17 protein-coding genes are annotated in these 19,849 nt (G+C 38.0%); all 17 read left to right on the plus strand.

The features are described 5' to 3' along the window. Nucleotides 1–200 precede the first annotated feature (200 nt). The 17 genes from bshC (at nucleotide 201) to sigE (ending at nucleotide 19,776) form a co-directional block, all read left to right on the plus strand. Nucleotides 201–1,817 carry a bacillithiol biosynthesis cysteine-adding enzyme BshC gene (bshC, locus tag QNH24_RS05280; RefSeq protein ID WP_283871065.1) on the plus strand — a complete coding sequence of 539 codons (1,617 nt, stop codon included), beginning with the start codon at nucleotides 201–203 and terminating at the stop codon, nucleotides 1,815–1,817. 254 nt (nucleotides 1,818–2,071) lie between these two features. Beyond that, nucleotides 2,072–2,503, plus strand: coding sequence for a division/cell wall cluster transcriptional repressor MraZ (gene mraZ / locus QNH24_RS05285; protein WP_068983256.1), 432 nt, complete (start codon nucleotides 2,072–2,074; stop codon nucleotides 2,501–2,503). 53 nt (nucleotides 2,504–2,556) lie between these two features. After that, the gene (gene rsmH / locus QNH24_RS05290) at nucleotides 2,557–3,507 is read left to right on the plus strand and encodes a 16S rRNA (cytosine(1402)-N(4))-methyltransferase RsmH (RefSeq protein ID WP_283871066.1); all 951 of its coding nucleotides are present in this window, start codon (nucleotides 2,557–2,559) and stop codon (nucleotides 3,505–3,507) included. After that, a complete protein-coding gene (gene ftsL, locus QNH24_RS05295; RefSeq protein ID WP_283871067.1) occupies nucleotides 3,508–3,876 on the plus strand; it encodes a cell division protein FtsL in 369 nt (122 codons plus the stop codon). Then, entirely contained in the window at nucleotides 3,873–6,107 is a 2,235-nt protein-coding gene (locus QNH24_RS05300; protein WP_283871068.1) for a penicillin-binding protein, read from the plus strand. Before ftsL ends, QNH24_RS05300 begins: the two co-directional genes overlap by 4 nt. A gap of 58 nt (nucleotides 6,108–6,165) precedes the next feature. Then, complete coding sequence (locus QNH24_RS05305) at nucleotides 6,166–8,082, plus strand: stage V sporulation protein D (RefSeq protein WP_283871069.1); 1,917 nt, start codon at nucleotides 6,166–6,168, stop codon at nucleotides 8,080–8,082. Nucleotides 8,083–8,207: 125 nt separating this feature from the next. Continuing rightward, nucleotides 8,208–9,182: a phospho-N-acetylmuramoyl-pentapeptide-transferase gene (mraY, locus tag QNH24_RS05310; protein WP_283871070.1), complete on the plus strand. Its 975-nt coding sequence runs from the start codon at nucleotides 8,208–8,210 to the stop codon at nucleotides 9,180–9,182. Next, entirely contained in the window at nucleotides 9,179–10,531 is a 1,353-nt protein-coding gene (murD, locus tag QNH24_RS05315) for a UDP-N-acetylmuramoyl-L-alanine--D-glutamate ligase (protein WP_283871071.1), read from the plus strand. Before mraY ends, murD begins: the two co-directional genes overlap by 4 nt. A gap of 37 nt (nucleotides 10,532–10,568) precedes the next feature. Beyond that, nucleotides 10,569–11,648: an FtsW/RodA/SpoVE family cell cycle protein gene (locus QNH24_RS05320; protein ID WP_283871072.1), complete on the plus strand. Its 1,080-nt coding sequence runs from the start codon at nucleotides 10,569–10,571 to the stop codon at nucleotides 11,646–11,648. A gap of 20 nt (nucleotides 11,649–11,668) precedes the next feature. Next, nucleotides 11,669–12,502: a cell division protein FtsQ/DivIB gene (locus tag QNH24_RS05325; protein ID WP_283871073.1), complete on the plus strand. Its 834-nt coding sequence runs from the start codon at nucleotides 11,669–11,671 to the stop codon at nucleotides 12,500–12,502. After that, entirely contained in the window at nucleotides 12,480–13,208 is a 729-nt protein-coding gene (locus QNH24_RS05330) for a DUF881 domain-containing protein (protein WP_283872745.1), read from the plus strand. Before QNH24_RS05325 ends, QNH24_RS05330 begins: the two co-directional genes overlap by 23 nt. A gap of 121 nt (nucleotides 13,209–13,329) precedes the next feature. After that, nucleotides 13,330–14,049: a DUF881 domain-containing protein gene (locus tag QNH24_RS05335; protein ID WP_283871074.1), complete on the plus strand. Its 720-nt coding sequence runs from the start codon at nucleotides 13,330–13,332 to the stop codon at nucleotides 14,047–14,049. Between the two features lie 3 nt (nucleotides 14,050–14,052). Beyond that, nucleotides 14,053–14,424 (plus strand): small basic family protein, encoded by a 372-nt coding sequence (locus tag QNH24_RS05340; RefSeq protein ID WP_283871075.1) that lies wholly within the window; start codon nucleotides 14,053–14,055, stop codon nucleotides 14,422–14,424. A 95-nt stretch (nucleotides 14,425–14,519) separates the two neighbouring features. Beyond that, the gene (gene ftsA / locus QNH24_RS05345) at nucleotides 14,520–15,803 is read left to right on the plus strand and encodes a cell division protein FtsA (protein ID WP_283871076.1); all 1,284 of its coding nucleotides are present in this window, start codon (nucleotides 14,520–14,522) and stop codon (nucleotides 15,801–15,803) included. A gap of 342 nt (nucleotides 15,804–16,145) precedes the next feature. After that, entirely contained in the window at nucleotides 16,146–17,303 is a 1,158-nt protein-coding gene (ftsZ, locus tag QNH24_RS05350; RefSeq protein ID WP_283871077.1) for a cell division protein FtsZ, read from the plus strand. A gap of 918 nt (nucleotides 17,304–18,221) precedes the next feature. Then, a complete protein-coding gene (locus tag QNH24_RS05355) occupies nucleotides 18,222–19,055 on the plus strand; it encodes a sigma-E processing peptidase SpoIIGA (protein WP_283871078.1) in 834 nt (277 codons plus the stop codon). 13 nt (nucleotides 19,056–19,068) lie between these two features. Next, complete coding sequence (gene sigE / locus QNH24_RS05360; RefSeq protein WP_053594633.1) at nucleotides 19,069–19,776, plus strand: RNA polymerase sporulation sigma factor SigE; 708 nt, start codon at nucleotides 19,069–19,071, stop codon at nucleotides 19,774–19,776. Nucleotides 19,777–19,849 lie beyond the last annotated feature (73 nt).

Consider the following 19,849-nt stretch of genomic DNA (forward strand, 5'->3'; position numbering starts at 1 on the left):
GTAAGTACATGTCTGGCGAGGATTTTGATTCTTTATGTGCTTAGCAGAGCAGATTGAATAGAGTATTTTCTTACTATTTGTTGAGAATTGTCATTTTAAATAATCGTTCTAGGATAAAACGCATAGTATTAATGGAACTTATTTTTTCAATTTGCTTATTAAGAGTATGATGATTTAGTGAGTAGAGGAGTTTATGTTAAATGAAACTGGAGTCTATCCAAGTACCCATAAAAAATCGTGTGCTAGCAGATTATTGGTCACCGAAAACTGCCATTCATGAGTATTTTGAATATGAATATAACGATCAATCTTTTGAAAAACGTGTGCGATATTTAGAACAGCATGCAAAAGACCAAAAAGAAATAGCAGCAATCATTCACCAATTTATGGAGCCTCTTGGAATATCGAAGAAATCAAATGAGCATTTACAGCAACTAGAGCAAGGAGCTGTTACAGTTGTTGGTGGGCAACAAGCTGGTATTTTAACAGGTCCTCTTTACTCAGTGCATAAGGCAATATCTGTTATAAAGTTAGCAAAAGAACAAAGCTTAAAGCTTCAACGGCCAGTTGTTCCTGTGTTTTGGATAGCTGGTGAGGATCATGACTTAGAAGAGATAAACCATACGTATACAGTGCAGGGTGTAGAGGTGAAAAAACGTGTCTACGGAGAACGCTCTAGACGTAAAACGATGGCTTCTGCTACAAGTATTAACAAAGAAACCATGACACAATTAATGAATACCATTGCAAAGGATTTTGGTGAAACAGAATTCACTGAAGCGCTTATGAAACAACTGATTGATACGCTAAATAAGAGTGAAACATTTACGGATTTCTTTGCACAACTTATGAATCAGCTATTCAAGGATGAGGGCTTGTTGCTTATAGATGCAACAAATTATAAACTTCGTCAGTATGAGAGCGGAAACTTTACTCATATTATTCAACATAACGAAGAAATTGCTAGAGTAGTAACAGAGAAAGAAAAACAGCTTGAACGTGCAGGGTATGGTAAGCCTATTTTAGCGACAAATGAAGCGGCAAATCTATTTTTTGTTGAAGATGGAGAACGTCATCTTTTAGAAAGAAAGAATCAATCATTTGTTAATTTAGCAGCAAATATTAAATTGTCTCGAGAACAGATGATGGAGATAGCTACGAATCAACCTGAGAGATTGAGTAATAATGTTGTAACGCGTCCTCTTATGCAGGAAATGGTATTACCAGTACTTGCGTTTGTTGGTGGTCCAGGAGAACTGGCTTATTGGGCAACGTTAAAGGATGCTTTTTCGGTACTAGGCCTACAGATGCCTATCTTTGCTCCACGACTGCATATTACAATTGTTACACGCCATGTGGAACAATTATTACGTGAGCAACAATTAACAGTTGCTGATGTATGGGCTGGAAAGGCATTACAGCTTAAAGAACAATTTATTGCTGAAGTCCAGGACCAAGAAGCAAAATCTCAAATCCAAACTATGCAACAAGAGCTTTTTGATAAATATAATCAGCTTGCATCTTACTTAAAAGAACAGCATGTATCATTAGATAAAATACTTGTAAAAAATAAAGAAAATCATCAAAAACAGTTTGACTATTTACAGCAAAAGATTGAACAATCTATACTTCATAAGCATGAAACAACCATTCGTAAATTTATGACATTACAAAATGAGCTATGTCCAAATGAGGGGTATCAGGAAAGAAGTTATAATCCATACCAATATATCAATGAGTTTGGACCTATGTTAGTAACTGAAATGCTTAAGCATAATTATAGCATTGGAAATCTCCACTATTTACTGTATATATAATATTGCATAAATATATCTTATTACCTACGTAATAATTTGATACAATGCAGATTTGATGAATATTGTCGATATTAATAATAAATAAAGAGCTATCCTACTAAGGGTAGCTCTTTATTTATGTCATTTAGCATAGATCAAAAAAATTGCTAAAGGTCTATTTGCACATTAAGTGATGAAATGTCAAGTTTTTTTTAAAAAAAGTGGAGGAAAGTGGGGGGATGTGGTACATTATTTAATAAAGTGGGGTGAATAGCATGTTCATGGGAGAATATCAACACTCTGTTGATGCGAAAGGACGATTAATCGTGCCCGCAAAATTTCGTGAAGCCTTAGGCGAAACGTTTGTTGTAACACGCGGACTCGATAATTGTTTATTTGGCTATCCTATGGATGAATGGCGAAAACTCGAAGAAAAATTAAAGGGCTTACCGATGACCAAAAAAGATACCCGTGCATTTGCAAGGTTCTTCTTTTCAGGGGCAACGGAAGTAGAAATAGACAAGCAGGGTCGTATCAATATTCCTTCAACTCTTATGCAACATGCGCATCTTGTGAAAGAATGTGTTGTGCTAGGTGTTTCGAATCGAATAGAAATATGGGCAAAAGATGCTTGGGAGACTTACTTTAGTGAGTCTGAGCAATCCTTTAATGAAATTGCAGAAAATATGATTGGCTTTGATTTTTAACTTTTGTCAAAATGTCAGTTGAATAAAGTTAAGGCCTGAAGGGAGCGAGTGGTATGTTCGATCATACAACCGTGCTATTAAAAGAAACTGTTGACGGGTTGAACATCGATCCTGATGGAATCTATGTGGACTGTACGCTAGGTGGCGCAGGGCATAGTGAATATTTAGTACAACAACTATCTGATAAGGGCCGTTTAATTTGCTTTGATCAAGATATGACAGCTATTAACAATGCGAAATTACGATTAGCACCGTATATCGAACGTGTGACGTTTATCCATTCTAATTTTCGAAATTTGAAAGAGGAATTATTCGCACTTGGTATCGAGCAAGTAGATGGTGTTTTATATGATTTAGGTGTTTCATCGCCACAGCTAGATACACCAGAACGAGGCTTTAGTTATCATCATGATGCACCATTAGATATGCGTATGGATCAAACAGCAACACTTACAGCATTTCATGTTGTGAATGAATGGGCATATGAAGATTTAGTACGTATCTTTTTTAGGTATGGAGAAGAGAAGTTTTCAAAGCAGGTTGCTCGTAAAATCGAAGAGGCACGTAAGGTGGCACCGATTGAAACAACTGGTCAACTTGTAGAACTTATAAAAGAGGGTATTCCAGCAGCGGCACGCCGTAAAGGTGGACATCCAGCAAAGCGCATATTCCAAGCAATACGAATTGCTGTAAATGATGAGCTAGGCGCAGCAGAGGATTCATTAGTCGATGCGATTGATATGATAAACGTAGGTGGACGCATTAGTGTCATTACGTTCCATTCATTGGAGGACCGCCTATGCAAAACTATTTTTAAGGAAGCGTCATCATTACCGGAATTACCACCAAATTTACCTGTAATTCCTGATGACATGAAGCCAACTTTAAAGCTTATTACGAGAAAGCCGATTGTTCCATCTGATGAGGAGCTTGAGGTTAACAATCGTGCACGTTCAGCGAAGCTTAGAGTGGTGGAGAAAATTAACGACAAAGGGCGTGAGTAAATGGCAGCAGTACGTGTAAGGCAGCACCAACATCAACAAGTGCAACAACCGATAACACCACCTAGTCCACAACCCACTATCATACGTCGTAAAAAAACGAACCAGAAGTTTGAAAAAACAATGCTACTTGCATTAGTTGGTATTATTGTTGTATTAGCGGTAGTCGTTTTAAATAAGCAAGCGGCTATTCAAACAACAAGTATGGACATTCAAAAAATTGAAGCAGAAGCAGAAAAGATTGCTAAAAAGAATGTTGACTTGACGGTTCGTGTAAGTGAACTTTCTACATACGAAAATATATGGAAAAAAGCGGAAGAACTCGGTTTAACTCAAAATGAGAAAAATGTAAAGGTAGTGCCGGGAGAATGAAAAAAAAGAGATTTCGATTCCAATGGGGAGCCTTTCTATTAATGATTTTTTATGGAGGGCTCTTTTTTCTATTATTCACAAGAATGGTGACATTACAGGCGACAGGTGAGGCAGAAGGACAGGAGCTTGCGGCACGAGCAGCTGCAAAGTATAGCAAGGAAAGTGCCATAACAGCAAATCGTGGTAAGATTTATGATCGGACTGGACAAGTTATAGCAGAGGATACGCTAAGCTATCGCTTAATCGCAGTCGTCAATGAAAAGGCCACGACGGATAAAAAAAAACCGCGACATGTTGTAGATCCAGAAAAAACAGCTGAAATTTTATCGCAGTATATTCATATGAATAAAGAGGATGCAAAGAATAAGGAAGCGATTTATAAACAGCTAACAAGGTTAAAGGAAAATGGAGAAAAACCTTATCAAGTTGAATTTGGTAGTGCAGGACGAGGAATTAGCCATCAGGTTATGAGTGAAATCGTAGATGAGAAATTGCCTGGGATTCTATTTGTAAATGATTTGAAACGCTATTATCCAAATGGGATTTTTGCCTCACATTTAATTGGCTTCGCAGTGAAAGAGGAAAATAAAGATCATACGTTCACAACAAAAGGTAAGATGGGGCTTGAATTAACCTATAACAAAGAGTTATCTGGAAAAGACGGTAAAATTGAATACGAGACAGATGCTTTTAGTTATCTATTGCCAAATAGCGAAAAAATGGTGACACCCGCCAAAAATGGGGATGATATTTATTTAACAATAGATAAAACAATTCAAAGCTTTTTAGAGGAAGCGATGTCACAGGTTGAAAAGGAGTATGATCCTGAATCCATGACAGCTGTTGTGGCAGAATCAAAAACCGGGAAAATACTGGCGATGACCCAGCGCCCAACATTTAATCCTGATACACGGGAAGGGACAAATATGAAATGGCTAAACGATGTGATTGAGGAAACCATTGAACCAGGCTCAACAATGAAAACGTTCACGCTTGCCTCAGCTATTGATACAAATACATGGCCACCAAATGCTTGGTATAAGTCAGGGCGATATAGAGTTCTTGATCGTGAAGTTAGAGACCATAATAAAGGGAACGGTTGGGGTACCATTACGTATTTAGAAGGATTCCAGCGTTCATCTAATACGGCAATGGCACATTTATTAAAGCTTATTGGCGAGGATGTCTTTTATGATTATTTAGATAAATTTGGTTTTGGCAAGAAAACAGGTATTGATTTACCGAATGAGGCAGCAGGTACACTTTTATCAAAATACCCGATTCAACGTGTTACAACAACATTTGGTCAAGGCTCTACGGTTACGCCAATTCAGCTTGTACAGGCGATGACAGCAATAGCGAATGATGGAAAAATGATGCAGCCTTATGTCATTGATCAAATTGTAGATCCATCGACAGAAAAAATCATTCAAAATCATAAGCCGATTGAAAAAGGACAGCCAGTTTCTGCTGACACAGCGAAGCAAGTAAGGGAAATCCTTGCATCTACTTTAACTGCTGAGCATGGGACAGCAAAGGACTTTATCCTTAATGAATATGAAGTTGCAGGTAAAACAGGAACTGCCCAAATACCGAAAGCAAGTGGCGGTTATCTTGCCAATGATTATCTGTATTCGTTCCTAGGAATGGCGCCAGTTGATAATCCTCAGCTTATTATGTACGTCTCAGTAACAAAACCTAAGCTTAAAATAGGGGAAAATGGTTCTGTTCCAGTGTCAAAAATATTTAAGCCAGTTATGCTAAATAGTTTAAAGTATTTAAATGTTAATACAGAAGATGTCAAACAGGTGGATAATGCAGCAATCCAAGACTACACAGGTCAAAGTGCTGAGGCGGTACAGGTAGAGCTTGCAAATGATGGACTACAGCCAGTTGTTGTTGGAAGCGGCGGGAAAATCATTGACCAGTATCCGAAAGGTCCTCAAAAACTAATTAAAGGTAATTTTGTGTTTTTAAAAACAGAAGGTGATATTTCCCTACCAGATTTTACTGATTGGTCGTTGCGCAATGTACTTGTTTTCAAATCAATGGCTGATCTAGAGATAGAGGTTGTGGGTGAGGGCTTTGTAGCGAGCCAAAGTGTATCCGCAGGTACAGTAATTTCAGATAGTTCACCGATAGTTGTGAAGCTGAAAACACCAGCAGAAAGCTATATAAAAGACGTTGAAGCAACATCTGATGATGAAGTTGAACAAATTGTTGATCAATAGATACTGAATAGAAGTCCACTTTATTTCATACGTTGTAAAAAACAAGGTGTGATGTCGAATGAAGTGGATTTCTATCCATTCTAAAAAACGTTTACGTATTTTATATGTATTATTTATGGGTGTTGCAGTAGCCATTGTCATTAGATTGTTCTTCTTACAGGTACTAGATCAAAAAGAGCTGACAAAGAAGGCAGAAGAGAATTGGGACAGAGAAATTCCTTTTGCAAATGAACGCGGTCATATAACAGATCGTGATGGGCAAAGTATTGTCACAAATAAGCTTGCCCCCACTCTTTATTTCATGCCTTCTCAAAGCAAAGATATTGAAGGCGCTGCTGCGAAGATAGCACAGGTGCTCGATGTTGATGAACAAAAGCTATTGGAGAAAATGAAGAAGAAAGAATATTTAGTGAAGTTGGCACCGGAAGGAAAAAATATTCCCTATGAAAAAGCGGTGCAGCTACAAGGGATGCAAATCGAAGGCTTATATAGTGGGGTCGATTATGCAAGGGATTACCCATACGGCACAATGCTCTCACGATTTTTAGGTTTTACAGGCTATGATGCCCAAGGGTTAGCAGGCATTGAATATGAATATGATAAACTACTCCATGCTAATTCCTCTGCCATTCGCCTTTTTACAGACGCCAAGGGCAATAACTTACCAAATGTTGCAAGTGCTTGGAAGCCGGGAGAAGATGGAGCAACGATTGAGCTTTCAATTGATGTAGATGTGCAACAGGTCGTGGAGCGTGAATTATCTCAGGCTATGGAGCGTTATGAGGCTGACCAAGCGTTAGCTATTGCAATGAATCCCAACAATGGCGAGATTTTAGCATTAGCCTCCTATCCAACCTTCCATCCTGCAGAATATCAAATTGTTGAACCCGCTATCTATAATCGGAATTTACCTGTATGGATGACCTATGAGCCTGGATCAACGTTCAAAATTATTACCTTGAGTGCAGCACTAGAAGAGAATTTAGTGGATTTAGAACATGATACGTTCTATGACCCAGGCTATACAATGGTTGCTGGCGCTAGATTGCGTTGCTGGAATCGTGGTGGGCATGGTCATGAAACATTCCTTGAAGTTGTAGAGAATTCATGTAACCCGGGATTCATAGAATTAGGACAAAGACTTGGCAGTGAAAGATTACTACAATATATTAAGGATTTTGGTTTTGGTCAAAAGACAGGGTCTAATATTGCAGGTGAAGCCTCGGGAATATTATTTTCTAAAGAAGCCTTTGGACCAGTGGAGCAGGCTACAACTTCTTTCGGTCAAGGGGTGGCGGTTACGCCTATTCAACAAGTACAGGCAGTTGCCGCAGCTATAAATGGAGGCAAGCTTTATACGCCATATGTTGTGAAGAAGATTTTTAATCCAAATACTGGGGAAGTTATTAAGGAGACTGAACCAGAAGTTAAAAAACAGGTTATTCGTGAGGAGACATCTGCCAAGGTTCGAGGTGCATTAGAATCAGTTGTAGCAAAGGGCTCTGGACGCCAGGCCTACCGAGATGGCTTACGTATTGGAGGGAAAACGGGAACAGCACAGAAAGTAGAGAATGGGCGTTATAAAAGCGGTGAATATATCGTATCTTTTATCGGCTTCGCTCCAGCGGATAATCCACAGATTGTTGTGTATGTAGCGGTGGATAACCCAAAGAAAACAACTCAATTTGGTGGTGTTGTTGCAGCTCCGATTGTTGGTCAGATTATTGAAGATGTTGCACCTTTTGTTGGCATTGAAAAATCGAAGGAACAGCTTGAAAAGGATTATCGTTGGGGTGATCCAATCACTGTGAAGGTACCAAGCTTTATTGGTCAAACGAAGGATGATATTGCGAAGCAGCATTATCCATTCCGTATTGAATGGCATGGTGAAGGAACTAAAATTGGTAATCAACTGCCTGAAGTGGATAGTGTTATCAAACAAGATGGCACAATTCATTTGTATTTGGAGAACTAATATAACTTTACCTTTAAAAAATGGGAAAGAACCACTATTATTATGAAGGGTAGTAATAAATAAATGAAAGTTTATGCTTTTTTCTTGAAGAAGAAAGTGAAACAAGATTTAAAGGAGATTTTTCAATGAAACTCGCAACAACGCTTACCATTTTAGCTCTTGCTTTTATAGTAACAGTTATTCTGGCACCAATTAGTATTCCTCTTCTTCGTCGACTTAAATTCGGTCAAAGTATTCGTGAAGAAGGACCAAAATCACATATGAAAAAAGCAGGTACTCCAACAATGGGGGGCATTATTTTCTTAATTGCTATTATCCTCACTACTGTTGGTGTAGGAAGCTTTTTAGATTTATTTACCACACAAACCATCGTACTGTTGTTAGTATTAGCTGGATTTGGCTTAATCGGCCTACTAGATGACGGCTTAAAGGTTATTTTTAAACGTAACCTTGGTTTAACATCCCTGCAAAAGCTAATTGGTCAAATCGTCATCGCAGTTTTGGCTTATTTCTTACTACATGTAGGATCATTTGATACAACGCTGGCTATACCATTTACAGACTTGACATTTGATTTAGGGATTTTCTATGTAGCCTTTTTAATTTTCTGGTTGGTTGGCTTCTCAAATGCAGTAAATTTAACAGATGGTCTAGATGGACTTGTGGCAGGTACAGCTTCTATTGCCTTTGCAGCCTTTGGTGTTATTGCGCTATTCCAAGATCAAGCTGATATTGCTTTATTTGCATTTGCAGTAACAGGTGCATTATTAGGGTTTCTATTGTTTAATGCAAATCCTGCAAAGGTATTTATGGGAGATACAGGATCATTAGCCTTAGGTGGAGCTTTAGCTATGGTGTCTGTATTGATAAAAGAGGAATTCTTATTGTTATTAGTGGGATTAGTGTTTGTGATTGAAACATTATCCGTTATTTTACAGGTAGGTAGCTTTAAGCTTCGTAAAAAACGTATTTTTAAAATGAGTCCTATCCATCACCATTTTGAATTATCAGGTTGGTCAGAGTGGAAAGTGGTCCTTGTCTTTTGGTCAACCGCTTTAGCAGTAGCATTGATTGCAGTCTTATCGGAGGCGTTCTTATGAGAAATTATACAGATCTACAACATAAAAAGGTACTTGTTTTAGGCCTTGCAAAAAGTGGTGTGGCAGCAGCCGAAATTTTACATGAACTAGGCGCCTTTGTGACGGTCAATGATTCAAAGCCATTTGATGAAAGTCCAGATGCACAGGGTTTATTGCAAAAGGGAATAACAGTTATTTGTGGTCGCCATCCAGAGGATCTTCTGGATGAAGGCTTTGAATTAGTGGTGAAAAATCCGGGTATTCCTTATAGCAATAAAATTGTAGCGGATGCCGTTAGCCGAGAAATACCTGTTTGGACGGAAATTGAGCTAGCCTATTTGATAAGCGAAGCACCATTTATTGGAATTACCGGTTCGAATGGTAAAACAACAACAACAACTTTGATTTTTGACATGCTGAATAGTGGTGGTAAAAAACCACTGATTGCTGGAAACATTGGAACAGTTGCATGTGGCGTTGCAAGAGAAGCTCAGAAAGATAATATGATTGTAACGGAATTATCCTCGTTTCAATTGATGGGGACAAAAACATTCAAACCTAAAATAGCGATTCTAACAAATCTTTATGATGCGCATCTTGATTATCATGGAACATTTGACAATTATGCAGAGGCAAAATTCGGTGTTACTCGTAATCAAGATGAGAATGATTATTTTATTTATAATGCTGATCAACCAATTGTTGTGGGCTATGCTGCAAAATCTAAAGGAAATAAGGTTCCATTTAGTTCAAAGGGACGTACAACTGAAGGAATTAGTGCAGATGACACAACGATTTACTGGCAGGGAGAACCATATATGGATCGATCTATCATTGCTTTGCCAGGTAAACATAATTTAGAAAATATTTTAGCAGCAGTAGCAGCATGTATTTTAGTTGGTTGTGATAAAGCTAAAATGGAGGGAATTCTTGCGACATTTGGTGGCGTTCGTCATCGTACACAGTTTGTACGTGAATGGAATGGAAGAAAAATTTATAACGATTCCAAAGCAACAAATTGCTTAGCTACAAAAAGTGCCTTAGATGCATTTCAGGCACCTGTTATTCTTCTAGCAGGAGGCTTAGATCGAGGTCATTCGTTTGAGGAATTACGTCCATGTATGGGGCATGTCAAGGGTGTAGTGGCGTTTGGAGAAACAGGCTTACGCTTTGTAGAATTTGCGAAGTCGTGTGGCGTACAACAAACAATCATTGCACAAAATGTGGAGGATGCTGTACATTATGCGGCACCGATGTCAGCTGAGGGTGATGTTATTCTATTGTCGCCTGCATGTGCAAGCTGGGATCAATATGACAGTTTCGAAATTCGAGGAGATGTTTTTATTGAAGCTGTAATGAAGCTGTCATAAGTCTGTAACTATTTTAGAATATACTTGACTTGGAAGGATGGCAGTACTGAGAGGGAAAGAAAGCTATTTATTGCTCGTCACAACATTGATGCTATCAATAATCGGCATTATTTTCGTCTATTCTGCAGGTACCTATTGGAGTGCCATTCATTATAGTGGAAAAATGCCGTTTTATATGAAGCAAAGTATGTATTTTGCTGTTGCCATTGTCGTATTTTTAATCACCATTCGATTAAATATTTTAAGAGAGCAATCCTTTTGGAAAATGGCGTATATTTTTTCGTTAATTTTACTGGTCCTTGTACTTATTCCAGGCATTGGACTGGTACGAAATGGCTCGCAAAGCTGGATTGGTGTAGGTCCATTAACCATTCAGCCAGCAGAGCTTACGAAAATTACAGTAATAGTGTACTTGAGTCATATATTAGCACAGCATAAAACAGGTACACCGATTATTAACTGGCGCCATGGATTCGTTCTAGTGTTACCAGTGGTTCTCATTATGCTGCAGCCTGACTTTGGCTCGGTATTTATATTAGTGGTCTCAGTCTTTTTATTGTTTTTTGTAGCAGGCTACCCATTAAAACTTTATGGGATGTTTATGGTGGCAGGAGTTGCAGGATTAGTAGGATTGATTGCAACAGCACCATATCGATTAACGCGCATAAAAGCATTTCTTGATCCATGGGCGGACCCCTTGGTAAGTGGGTTTCAAGCTGTACAATCATTAATGGCAATTGGACCAGCTGGCATTTTTGGTCATGGTTTTGGACAAAGCAGACAGAAGTTTTTATATTTACCGGAGCCTCAAAATGATTTTATTTATGCCATTATTTTAGAGGAGGTTGGGTTGCTTGGAGGTCTCGTTATTTTAGCATTATTTGTAATAGCGATTTATGCTGGTTATAAATTTGCAGTGCAAGCTAAAACGAGAGCATCCTATTACGCGATTATAGGACTTGTGACAATGCTGACTGTGCAAGCTTTTCTAAATATATCTGTAGTGATTGGCTTAGTTCCTGTAACAGGGGTCACACTGCCTTTTATTAGCTACGGTGGAACATCTTTAGTAACAATGTGGTTAATAATAGGTATTATTTATCAATTAGCGAAATAAATATAAAGGAGGAGTACTTTTTGGAGAAAGTAATTGATATAGAAGATCGCATACCTACGCTAAAAAAGCGACGAAAAAAGCGTACAAATCGTAAATTTATAGTGCTAATATTACTTTTCTTTATCGTGTTAGCAGTACTCCTTTATTTTCAATCTCCTTACAGTAAAATCAACAAAATTACAGTTAACGGTGCTCGTTTAGCAGATGAACAATATTATTTACAGGCCAGTACTCTGGCTCCTGGAAAGTCGATGTGGGGTTTTAAGGTAAACGATATTGAGAAGTTAATACTCAAGGATAAATGGGTAAAGGAAGCACATGTTAAACGTAACTGGCTACGAGATGTAACAATAGAAATAAAGGAATGGAAAAAAGTTGCATACTTAGCTGGTGATGGTACCTATTATCCTTTACTTGAAAATGGCAAGCGATTTGAGCAAGCTGGTGATGAGGTGCCAATTGATGCCCCTGTTTTTATCGGCATAACTGGTGAAAAAACGATCAACAAGCTTGTAGAGCAATTAGCTAATTTAAAGCCAGAAGTATTAGCCTTAATTTCTCAAGTCAATACAAACAGTAATGAGACAAACCCTAATGCAGTCAGACTTTATATGAATGATGGGTATGAAGTACGGGCTGTTATTCAAACTTTAGCTGATAAGTTAAATTATTACCCCTCAATTGTGGCACAAATTAGTAATTTAGAAAAGGGTGTTATTGATTTAGAGGTAGGTTCATATTATCGTCCTTACAATGATGAATATAACAAAATAAGCATTGATGTAAGTGGTAGAGAAGATGAAGAATCGGCCAACCAGGAAGTGAATAATGATGAGCAACAAACAAATGAATAGCAAAGGGAGTTTTTTGTCAAGGAAGCAATTTGAATTGCTGATTGTTTGTATAACAATGGGATTTATTATTGGCTATTCATACAATCAGGCAAAAGATAACCGAAATGCAGGTTCAATTGATTCAGAGCTTTTTGAGCAAGAGGATTCATACCGTGAGGAGTTAATAACCCAGCAAGAACGAAATAAGGTCCTAGCAGAAGAAGCAAATTCGCTGCAAGAAAAAATTCGCAAGTATGAGAAATCATTTGTTGCAGATGAAAAGGCTAACAAAAAGCTTGTTGAAGAAGCAGAGGATTTACGATTATTATTAGGTGACTTACCAGCCGAAGGAAAAGGTATTCGTATAACTCTACAAGATGGTGATTATGATCCTAAATCTGCAAATCCTAATGACTATATTGTTCATGAAAGCCATGTGTTTAAATTGCTCAATGAGCTAAAAATTTCTGGTGCACAGGCAATTGCCATTAATGGCCAAAGAGTTCTAGCGAATTCCTATATACGTTGTAATGGACCCGTAATTACGATTGATGGCAAGCAGCATCCTGCGCCATTTATTATTGAGGCTGTCGGTGATTCTCAAACATTGGTGTCCTCATTAAATTTAAATGGTGGTGTGGTGGATCAGTTATTAAATGACAATATTGTTGTGTCATTAGAAGAAAATCAGAAATTAAGTATGCCAAAAGTAAAGGTTGAGAGTTAATCTAACGTTTAATCATTTTCAACATTAGCCTCCTGAGAAGTTGCAGATTTTACATGCAATTGCATATTCAAAATCTAAGGCGTTATTCATGGGGGTTACGATACGTCTAGGAGGGGCTATTTTGAAAAAAAATATGTACACCCGAATAACGATCGTGCTATTTATTATCGGTTTGATGATAGCGGTACAGTACAATACTATACAACAACCAGCTGAGCGAGATACACGAGATATTTGGGCCATAAGAGAGGAATTAGCAGAAGAAAAGCAAAGACATTCCACATTATTAGCAGAAATTCGCTCACTCAATGAAGTAGTGGGTCGCTATGAGCAATCTGAAAAAGCAAGTTTACAAGCAGCTTTAAATGAAACATTGAATCGTTTAAAGCTTCAAGCAGGCTTAACTGAAGTCAGTGGTCCAGGAGTTGTAATGCGAATAGAGCCAGCACAAGAATTAGTGGAAATGGGGTATGACATCCAAGAAATTTCACCTGATTTGCTGACTCAACTATTGAATGCTTTGTTTAAAAGCAATGCGGCTAGTGTTTCGATAGATGGAAACCGCGTTGTACATACGACAGCCATTCGAGACATAAATGGAAAAACAACTGTGAATAGTGTAGCACTATCATCACCTTCTTTTGAAATATATGTTGGGACAAGCTCTTTTAAGGAAGCTCAAAAGATGTACAATTCGTTACAGGCTTCAACATTTATTGATTCCTTTTATTTAGATAATTTTAATTTAGTCATTGAAGAGCCGACTGAACAATTAACAATCCCAGCATTTGATCAGCCATTGACAAATGATTATTTAACAGAGGTGAAAAAAGGAGAATAAAATATGTGGCTACCATTTTTAGGTTTGATATTTGGACTTGCCCTAGGCTTGTTAACAAATATACAAATTCCCTCTATCTATGAAAATTATCTGTCAATAGCAGTTTTAGCAGCTTTAGATACATTATTTGGCGGTATTCGTGCTCAACTACAGCAAGTATACGATGATAAAGTTTTTGTGTCGGGCTTCTTTTTTAATATAATTCTTGCTGCAGGTTTAGCCTTTTTGGGTGTGTATTTAGGAATAGATTTATATTTAGCAGCTATTTTCGCTTTCGGAGTACGTTTATTCCAAAATATAGCAATAATTAGGCGTATTTTACTAACTAAGATAGATGAAAAACGTCACAAAAAGAAGAAATCTTCCACAGAATGAGAGAAAAATTGAGCAAAATACTCGATTTGCTTAGACATTACGCCAAATTTACAATAGAATGAAAATAAGAGCATTTTTCAAGGAGGTGCAGCGAATTGAATCAGCAAGATTTATATATTTCCCTTGATATAGGATCATCCTCTATCAAGGTATTAATAGGTGAAATGAGTGACGGACAATTACATGTAATTGGCGTCGGAAATGTAAAATCGAATGGCGTTCGAAAAGGTGCAATTGTTGATATTGATGCAACAGTTCAATCGATTCGAAAAGCAATCGAACAAGCAGAACGAATGACTGGCTTTCAAATTAATGAAGTTGTTCTGGGTGTTCCAGCTAACCAGACGATGTTACAACTAGTTAAGGGTGTTGTCGCTGTAAATAGTGAAAATAGAGAAATTACAGACGATGATTTAGACAGAGTGGTGGAATCTGCACAAGTCATGTCAATACCTCCTGAACGTGAATTAGTGAATATTATTCCAAGACAATTTATTGTGGACAACTTAGATGAAATTAAAGATCCACGAGGTATGATTGGAATTCGTCTAGAAATGGATGCAACGATGATTACAACTTCTAAAACACTTTTACACAATGTTTTACGTTGTGTAGAGCGGGCAGGGTTAAGTATACGAGAAATATATTTGCAACCGCTAGCAGCAGGCTTTTTTGCGCTTACAGAGGATGAGAAAAACCAAGGGACAGCCTTTATTGACCTAGGGGGAGGCTCAACTACTATTGCCGTGTTTGAAGAGGGACTGTTAACACATACGGGTGTTATTCCAATTGGTGGTGACCATATTACGAAAGATATTTCAATCGTTTTAAAAACACCAACAGAACAGGCTGAGCAAATTAAACATCAATTTGGACATGCCTTTTATGATGACGCATCAGATGATGAAATCTTCGAAGTACCAATTGTTGGAACGGATTCAACAGATCAATACAGTCAACGCTATATATCCGAAATAATAGGTGCGCGCTTAGAAGAACTTTTAGAGTTAGTGATTGACGAGTTAGCACGTCTTGGTGTCCGTGATTTACCTGGCGGTGTTGTTTTAACGGGTGGTGTTGCAAAGCTTGAAGGTATTGCTCAACTGGCACGTCAGATTTTGCAAACCCGTGTTAGAATATATACACCTGATTATATTGGCGTTAGGGAGCCTTCATTTACGACGGCAGTTGGACTTATTCGTTACGCCTATTTAGAAGATGATTTTTACGGAAAAGGTACGAATACGCAACCTATTGAATATGCGGTTGTAGGATCTCCAACAGCCACACCTAAGAAGCAAGAATATGCTTCACCTTCAGAATCAAAAGGAAGCGTAATTGGTAGAGCAAAAAAATTATTTGATAAGTTTTTTGATTAACTTCTTTCAGCAAATCTCTTTTGTAGCGAAAGCAAAGCGTCAGCTACAGAAGTCACCACCTCTATAGGTGGTGAGATGAATGCGGATTTAAGCTACTTTTCAGCAGATGTCCAAACACCTACTGAAAGAAGTTAATGCCTCCGGCGGATGTCACGGAATCGGAAAGGCGGTCTTAGAGGATGTTAGCCTAAAATCATCGCATCCATGCGATAACGGCTAACTGACCTGCGTCGTGCAGGCCTAAGCACAAAGCCGATTCCGGACGCAATTATACCGAGGCATAATTGATCTAGAATGCGTAATGAATGATACAGAGTCGAGTTACCGTGGGAGGAAAAAGAAATGTTAGAATTTGATACAAGTGTTGATCAACTTGCAGTAATAAAAGTTATTGGTGTTGGTGGCGGCGGTAACAACGCTGTCAATCGAATGATAGAACATGGTGTACAAGGTGTAGACTTTATCGCAGTAAACACAGATGCACAGGCATTAAATTTATCAAAAGCAGAAGTGAAGCTACAAATTGGAGCAAAACTTACTCGTGGTTTAGGTGCAGGAGCAAATCCTGAAGTAGGAAAAAAAGCTGCCGAAGAAAGCCGTGAACAATTAGAAGAGGTTCTACGTGGAGCGGATATGGTATTTGTAACAGCTGGAATGGGTGGAGGAACTGGTACTGGTGCAGCGCCAGTCATTGCACAAATTGCTCGTGATTTAGGCGCACTTACTGTCGGTGTTGTTACACGACCATTTACGTTTGAGGGTCGTAAGCGACAAACGCAAGCTATCGGCGGTATTGGCGGCATGAAGGAATCTGTGGATACTTTAATCGTTATTCCGAACGACAAACTGCTACAAATTGTCGATAAATCTACGCCAATGTTAGAGGCCTTCCGTGAAGCAGATAATGTTTTACGACAAGGTGTACAAGGTATTTCCGATTTAATTGCTACACCAGGTCTTATTAACTTAGATTTTGCAGATGTAAAAACAATCATGTCTAACAAAGGTTCTGCGTTAATGGGGATTGGTATTGCTACAGGTGAAAATCGTGCTGCAGAAGCAGCGAAGAAAGCTATTTCAAGTCCTTTACTGGAATCTTCAATTGATGGCGCTAAAGGTGTCCTGATGAATATTACTGGAGGCTCAAACTTAAGCTTATTTGAAGTTCAAGAAGCGGCAGATATAGTAGCTTCAGCATCAGATGAAGAGGTAAATATGATTTTCGGTTCTGTTATTAATGAAAATCTAAAAGATGAAATTATTGTAACTGTAATTGCGACTGGCTTCTCTGAAGAAGCATTACAACAACAGCGCAATACTACAAGACCTTCGTTAAATACAAATAGACAGGCTGTACAGCAACAGCAAGCACCTATTCGTGAACAACGTCAAGACATGCATGTTCAGCAAGAGCAACCTCGACAAAATCAACAACAATATGGTCAAGATGATATGCTAGAGGTACCAGCGTTTTTACGTAATCGTAAAAATCGTGGATAGTATCTTACTTCTTAAAAGCTCGTATTTTACTTATGTAGAATACGAGCTTCATGTTGTTGAAATACTATTATGTCAATGAAATCAAGGTGACAAATTAAAAAGCATAGCCTTTTTTAAAACAAGGGGTTGATCTCTGTTCCGAACTGAATGCTTTGCCGCTGACGCTTCGCTTTCGCGCAGAGCAGAGCTTCCTGGGGGCTTCCGATGAACCGCTTCACTCGCGTTGTGAAGCTCCAGGTCTCATCTGTGACGCTGAATCCCCAAGAAGTCACTCAGTCTACACTCCAATCAACCACTGCTCATAGTATTTTCTTCTGGCATTTCACATAAAAGTATAGTGATAAATTTTGAAGTCTTAACCATCACTATTTTGCGCAAAATGGAGCTTTGGTAACATTTTAATAAGTGAATTTTGTAAAGTTACAAAGTAGTTTTATGCATAAAATGTAGGTTGACAGCTATAGAATTGTCCACTATTCTATCCATTTAATGATGGTGAGTAACATGCTTTTACATTACTTTTGAGGAAAGAAAATATTTAAAGTTCTACACTATTGCTGATTGGAGTGCAAGGCTACTCGACTCCCGTGGGATAGCGAGACAGATGAGACCCTGCACGGAGCGACAGCGCAGGAAGCGGCTCGTCGCTCGCCCACTGGAAAGCGAGTAGCCTGGAACGGAAATCACCTTCTTTTTGACTAAATATTCACAAAGAGTCCCTTGACCATTTAGTTTTTCAACACTATGAAGCTCGTATTTTACTTATGTAGAATACGAGCTTTTTATATTTGTCTGTAAAGTTGTTCAAATGTGTAAGGAAACCATGTATTTTGTCAAAAGATTTTTAGGAAATGATGCGATTGTTTGACAATATTTGTGAGTATAACATGCTAACTTTGTAAGTAGGAGGCGGCTGTTATGTATGGAGAATGGCTGGTGCTCATTAATACGCTATTTAATCTAGCGATACTCACGTTTACGGCAAAAGTAACAGGGGTTTTTGTAAAGAATACAAGATTATTAATGAGTTCGATTTGTAGTAGTTTTGTAGCTGTAATTGGTGGTCAATTGCTGTGGACAACATTGCTGAGCTTTGTTCTATTAATTGGCATAGCTTTTCATTTTAAACTTCGAAGCTTTCAAAAACAAGGGCCAATTGTTTTAACAGCAACAATTATTATTGGAGGGTTGCTTACAGCATTACAACCCTATTTAAAAAATCTTTCTGTTGTCCATTTTATCATTATTTGCCTACTATTAGCTGTTGGTAACCTAGTTGCTTTTTATAAGCAATGGGGATTTGTAAAGCTTGAGCGCTTAAGTGGTCAGTTTGTTTTTGATACAATTTTAACAATTTTTGATGTTACGATACCGCTTTCTGCGTTTGTAGATACGGGAAATCAAGCGATTGAACCACTATCAGGAAAACCAGTTCACTTTGTCTCTTATAAAGCGTTAAAGCCACATTTGCCGATAGCATTTTGCAAATCATTAGTAGAATGGCAAGAAACGGATCCGTATAATGTATCCATGTTTTCAGAAGATTATCAGCGTTTAATACGGTTTATTCATGTCAATACAGTACAACAGCAGTCAGTTGTGCTAGGTTTTCGCTTTAATGAGTGGCAAATAAAGGGGGAGCCCCTACAAGTGAAAACAAATGAATATATCGTTTTAACAAAGAAGGCTAAAAATTTTCCACATAGCACAGCAGCAATTTTACATTTTTCAGCGCTTTCAAATAACTCATAGAGGGGGAGAACTATTGCTTCTTAGGCTACTTGCTAGCTTGAAAAAATTATGGAGTAAGTTTCGGAGTCGTGAAACGTACTATATAGGGGGAAATGATTCATTGCCAGTGCCACTAAGTCGAGAAGAAGAAGTTACAGTCATTGCATCCTTTATGAATGGTGATTTACGAGCTAGAGACACACTAATTGAACGTAATTTACGTCTTGTTGTTTATATTGCTAGACGTTTTGATAATACGGGTACGCCGATTGAGGATTTAATCAGTATTGGCTCCATCGGTTTAATTAAGGCAATTGAAACGTTCAATACGGATAAAAATATTAAGCTTGCAACGTATGCTTCACGTTGCATTGAAAATGAAATTCTCATGCATTTACGAAAAACAAGTCGCATGAAAGGTGAAGTTTCGCTAGACGAGCCACTTAATTCTGATGCTGATGGCAATGAATTACTATTGTCTGATATTTTAGGCACAGAAGAGCATATTATTTTAGATAATGTAGAAAAGAAAATAGAGCGTCAGCATATGTTTCATGCCATTAATTTACTAGGTGCGCGTGAACGATATATTATGGAATGTCGCTTTGGTCTCAACGGTAAAATTGAAATGACACAAAAAGAAGTTGCAGATCATTTAGGGATTTCACAATCTTATATTTCCCGATTAGAAAAGAAAATTATTCAAGATTTACGTGAAAATTTAAATCAGCCTATATCGTAGGGAGGGAAAATTAACCTACCTAAAATTGGTCGTAGCTTTTGTGCATATTCTCGTTTCTCTCGGACAAACTGAT

Origin of the sequence: Lysinibacillus pakistanensis (assembly GCF_030123245.1) — a bacterium.
GTDB classification, from domain to species: Bacteria; Bacillota; Bacilli; order Bacillales_A; family Planococcaceae; genus Lysinibacillus; species Lysinibacillus pakistanensis.